The organism is Mesorhizobium sp. M2C.T.Ca.TU.002.02.1.1 (assembly GCF_003997225.1).
This window is the reverse complement of the sequence record NZ_RZTO01000486.1, coordinates 1-4,766: the sequence shown is the minus strand read 5'-3', so window position 1 is coordinate 4,766 and position 4,766 is coordinate 1. Positions and strand designations below refer to the sequence as shown.

The 4,766-nt window shown below is 62.8% G+C and carries 4 protein-coding genes and 1 tRNA gene; 2 read left to right on the top strand and 3 right to left on the bottom strand.

Annotated elements, in window-relative coordinates:
• On the top strand, nt 1-828 hold an 828-nt coding region (sucD, locus tag EOD07_RS22965), incomplete at its 5' end, for a succinate--CoA ligase subunit alpha (protein ID WP_127237087.1).
• 115 nt (nt 829-943) lie between these two features.
• Here the strand turns inward: sucD and EOD07_RS39125 are convergent.
• Nucleotides 944-1,537, bottom strand: coding sequence for a CatB-related O-acetyltransferase (locus EOD07_RS39125; RefSeq protein ID WP_281059080.1), 594 nt, complete (start codon nt 1,535-1,537; stop codon nt 944-946).
• Between the two features lie 146 nt (nt 1,538-1,683).
• Nucleotides 1,684-1,768 (bottom strand) — tRNA-Leu (locus EOD07_RS22955).
• A gap of 236 nt (nt 1,769-2,004) precedes the next feature.
• Here EOD07_RS22955 and lipB point away from each other — a divergent pair.
• Nucleotides 2,005-2,748: a lipoyl(octanoyl) transferase LipB gene (gene lipB / locus EOD07_RS22950; RefSeq protein WP_127237086.1), complete on the top strand. Its 744-nt coding sequence runs from the start codon at nt 2,005-2,007 to the stop codon at nt 2,746-2,748.
• Between the two features lie 12 nt (nt 2,749-2,760).
• Here lipB and EOD07_RS22945 read toward each other — a convergent pair whose 3' ends face one another.
• Nucleotides 2,761-4,011 carry an SRPBCC family protein gene (locus tag EOD07_RS22945; protein WP_127237085.1) on the bottom strand — a complete coding sequence of 417 codons (1,251 nt, stop codon included), beginning with the start codon at nt 4,009-4,011 and terminating at the stop codon, nt 2,761-2,763.
• Nucleotides 4,012-4,766 lie beyond the last annotated feature (755 nt).

Here is a 4,766-nt window from a genome sequence, read left to right as displayed (position 1 = left end):
GCCGACGACATGAAGCGCTACGGCACCAAGCTGGTCGGCGGCGTCACCCCCGGCAAGGGCGGCCAGACGCATCTCGGCCTGCCCGTCTTCAACACCGTCAAGGGTGCGGTGCGCGAGACCCGCGCCGAGGCGAGCATCGTCTTCGTGCCGCCGCCCTTCGCCGCCGATTCGATCATGGAAGCGGCGGATGCCGGCATAAAGCTCTGCGTCTGCATCACCGATGGCATCCCCTCGCAGGACATGATGCGGGTCAAGCGCTATATGCGCCGCTATCGTTTCGAGGACCGTATGCGGCTGGTCGGCCCGAACTGCGCCGGCGTCATCACGCCCGGACAGGCGCTGATGGGCATCATGCCGGGCAGCATCTATCTGCCTGGACGCGTCGGCATCGTCGGCCGCTCCGGCACGCTGGGCTACGAAGCCGCCTCGCAGATGAAGGCGCTGGGCATCGGCGTGTCGACCAGCGTCGGCATCGGCGGCGATCCCATCAACGGCTCGTCCTTCAAGGACATCCTGCAGCTCTTCGAACGGGACGACGACACCGACGCGGTGGTGATGATCGGCGAGATCGGCGGCCCGCAGGAAGCCGAAGCCGCGATCTGGGCGCGCGACAATATGCGCAAACCGCTCATCGCCTACATCGCCGGCCTGTCCGCCCCGAAGGGCCGCCGCATGGGCCACGCCGGCGCGATCATCTCCGCCTTCGGCGAGTCGGCGCAGGAGAAGGTCGAGATCCTGAAGGAAGCCGGCGTCGTCATCGTGCCGACGCCTGCCTCCTTCGGCGAAGTGGTGGCGGATACGCTGGCGCGGACGAAGAAGGCTGCGTAGCGCGCCGATCGATACCGGCTACCCTTGTGTGGAAACCGCGCAAGGGTCTGCACCGGTGGTGCCGCTGAGGATGCGTCGGCTTGGCTTGACCTCGGCTAAGCGCATGTGGCCTTTGTCATTGCTGTCGCGGGGCCCTAAAATGGCGTGTCACGAAGTCATCGATAGGGCCGGTCAGCGCTTCTGCTTCCCGTTTGATCTTGCCTTCGTCCCAGTCCCACCAACGAATGGTCAGCAACTTTGAAATGACCTGGTCGTCGAAGCGATACTTGACGACCTTTGCCGGATTGCCTGTCGCAACAGCATAAGGCGGCACATCTCTTGCCACGACGGCATGAGCGCCAATGACTGCGCCATCGCCAATTTTCACTCCCGGCATAATGGCGGCGTTACGGCCGATCCATACATCGTGCCCAACGTGAATGCCTTTGCGCTTTCCAAGGCTTGCGGCCGGCGCTGGCTGTTTGAGAACGCAAAAGTGGATCGGGAAAGACGTAGCGCAGTCGTGAACGTGACCGCTTTTGCAGTAAAACTGTACGCCACTTGCAACTGAGCAATACGACCCGACGATCAGCGGGGCGTCCTCAGATGCCATCCAGACACTTTCGCCGGTCACACCGTAGGTGTAGCGTCCAACGGTAGCAAAGTCTGGTATTTTCGGCTTCAGGCCAAATAGGCCATTCCTTCGAGCCCAGTTAGATAGTCTCGACATCAGTCCCCCCGGTTTGTTCGAATTCGTCCATAGCCGACGATTCTTCACAACCCAAGAGATTTCCCAAGTAGAGACTGAAACCAGAGCGATGAGAAAAGCTTGGCATCATCGCCGCAGACTGGCGGCTTGATAACTCAAGACTTGATTGGTGCGGTCGAGAAGACTCGAACTTCCACGGGTTGCCCCACAGCGACCTCAACGCTGCGCGTCTACCAATTCCGCCACGACCGCACGTGGTAGGAGCCGGAACCGTCCGGCCCGGGGCCTGTAGCAAATCGTTTCCGGCGAAACAAGTGCGCTGAGCGGAATATTCGTCGCTCATTTGCACAACCCTCTACAGGCCGGCGGTGCACGGCCGGAACTGGACGTTTCGGCCGATTGCCGCCATATAAGGGCGGACGCATGCCGCCCAAAGGTGAAACGCGATTTTGGGATCGCGGCATGCATGGCCGATAAACGAACAATCCATGACAGAACGCAGCCAGATCGCCACGTCGTTTCTTCCTCTCCCCGGTTCGGCGCCGGTGGAATGGGTGATCGAACCGGGCCTGACGTCCTATCCGGACGCGCTGGCCTTCATGGAGGCGCGCGCCGAGGCGATCCGCAGCGGAGCTGCCGGCGAGATGGTCTGGCTGGTCGAGCATCCGCCGCTCTACACCGCCGGAACCAGTGCACGAATCGAGGACCTGATCGATCCCGACCGCTTTCCGGTCTTTGCCGCGGGCCGCGGCGGCGAATACACCTATCACGGTCCCGGCCAGCGCGTGGCCTATGTCATGCTCGACCTGAAGCGCCGGCGCGAGGATGTGCGCGCCTTCGTCGCGGCGCTTGAGCAATGGATCATCGCCACGCTCGGCGCCTTCAACGTGCGCGGCGAGCGACGCGAGGACCGCGTCGGCGTCTGGGTGGTGCGGCCGGATCGCCCTGCCCTGCCCGACGGCACGCCGGCCGAGGACAAGATCGCGGCAATCGGCATCCGGCTGCGGCGCTGGGTGAGCTTTCACGGCATCGCCATCAATGTCGAGCCGGACCTCGGCCATTTCAGCGGCATCGTGCCCTGCGGCGTCTCGGATCATGGCGTGACCAGCCTCGTCGATCTCGGCCTGCCCGTCACCATGGCCGACCTCGATCTGGCGCTGAAATCCGCCTTCGAGGATGTATTCGGCACTGCTGCCGTTCCGACTGCGGAGCCTGCTCGCAAGGCCGGCTGAGCCGCCTTCTTGCTACATGAGTTGCGCCGAGGCCCACAGCATGCCGTAACCATGGATGGCAAAGACGGCGAGCAGCGCGCCGGCCATGGCCAGCCGGTCGAAGGTCTTGATCGGCTTCAGTTCGTGTCGCGGTTTCACGCCGCTGCCCACGGTGATCAGGCTCAGCATCGCGAACACCGCGCCGGCAATCAGCAGGAAGCTCGGTGAGAAACCGGCCCGCCAGCCGAGCGCCAGAAGCGACGACAAAAGCAGGAAGGATGCCAGCGCCAGTGGGACCGGTCCTGGGCAGATCTGGCGCAGCACCTGGCCGCCGTCGAATTTCCACACCGGCACCAGATTGGCGATGTTGAACAATGAAGCACAGCCGGCAAGCGTCGCCAAAAGGGCTGCTGCCAATCGATGGCCTTCTGTACTGGCAAGGCCGCTGGCCGCGATCAGCACCGGCACCAGGAAAGCGGAGAAGCCGGCGCCCATCAGCGCCACGAACGCCACCTCGAAGCGGCTGTCATAGGGCCTGCCGCCGATGGCAATGCCGCCGAGCAGCGGTATGAAGATCATCCGCGCCCGGCGATGCCCCGTCAGCCGGAAGGCCGCCATATGGCCGAGCTCGTGCAGGGCGACCACCGAGGTCAGGATCGCCGCCAGCGCCAAGCCGCCGATATTGAGTCCGAAGAACGGCCACAGGATCAGGGCCGAGAGCACGGCAAAGCCGATCTGGCTCAGCGGATGTTCGAACCAGCCGCCCTTGCGATACGTGCCGGTTGCCGCCCAGACGTCGAGCTTGCGCAGCTCGCGGCGCATGGCGAAGAAGCGGAAGACAAGGAAGGCAACGCCGCGATAGCGGTCGGTCTGGGTAAGCGTGACCCGCGTGGCATCCCCCTCCGGCACGAGCTCGGCGGTCTCACGATAGTTCGCCCAGAACGAGGGATCGAGCGCCGTGTCCTCGATGACCGTCATCGAGAAGCGGCTGCCCTCACTGATGTCCTCGAAGCGCGCTTTGCGTTCGATCGGCCGGCCGTCCCGGCCATCCCAGGACAATCTGATCAGCGCCGTCCCGTCGCCGTCCAGGGGCTCGGCGGAAAGGATTTCGCCGGACCATCCGGCATCGCTGCCGAACGGCCATAGCGCCTGCCAGAGGCGATTGCGGTCGGCCTTGATCAGGCGGCTCGCCGTCACCGTACGCAGCCCAAGCGGCACGGTCATCAAAAGGAAGATCAGTCCGAGATTGCCGGCCACCAGGGTGACCGTGACGATGACCGACACCGAATTCGCTCCCTGCCTTGAAGGAGCAGCCTAGCGGCGGAGCGGCCAAGAAAGACTTAACAACAATGGGCGGGCTCTTCCCCGTCCGACATGGGCGGGCTTGCACCCGCCCGAACAACGGACGGGCATTTGCCCGTCCCGTACGGCGGCAAAGCCGCCTGGTCACATGGCACCGATCCAGATCGCCATGGAAACGAGAAAGGTGCTCATGCAAACCAGCGAGACGACATCCTGAACCAGATCAGACATAACTCTCTCCGTTGTTGGTATGTTCATAATTTGTTCTAATTTTGTTCGAATGTCAACGACCGTCGAAGGCCCGCGGAGCGAATCCGGGCGATCCGTTTGGCAGGGTTAAGGAAAGGTTAGCGGACTTGCTGCGCGAGCACACCGCAGCCGTTTGCGATTGGCCAACACGCCGATGGCTTCGTCATTCTAGGGCGGAGCAAGGAGCGAAGCGACGCGCGCAGACCCTAGAATCCATTCCGTGAAATTGATGCTTCACTACGGTCCGGAACAAGCTTCTAAGAGCCGCCCTCTGCCCTTTTCTGCGGCGTTGCATTCTTCGGCAGAGGTAACGGAATGGATCCTAGGGTCTTCGCTCCGCTCCGCGGAGCTTCGCCCTAGGATGATGGGTGGACGGCCCCTTGCGGCATCGAATGTGCCAAACTGGGCTGTGATTAACTCCAGCAGAGGAGACCGTCCGTCATGCAAGTTATCAGATTTGGTATCGATTTGGCCAAGAATGTGTTTCA

What these genes read in the sequence shown, in the direction of transcription:
- EOD07_RS39125 (WP_281059080.1), bottom strand. Translation starts at nt 1,537, where the DNA reads ATGTCGAGACTATCTAACTGGGCTCGAAGGAATGGCCTATTTGGCCTG.
- lipB (WP_127237086.1), top strand. Translation starts at nt 2,005, where the DNA reads ATGACAGAACGCAGCCAGATCGCCACGTCGTTTCTTCCTCTCCCCGGT.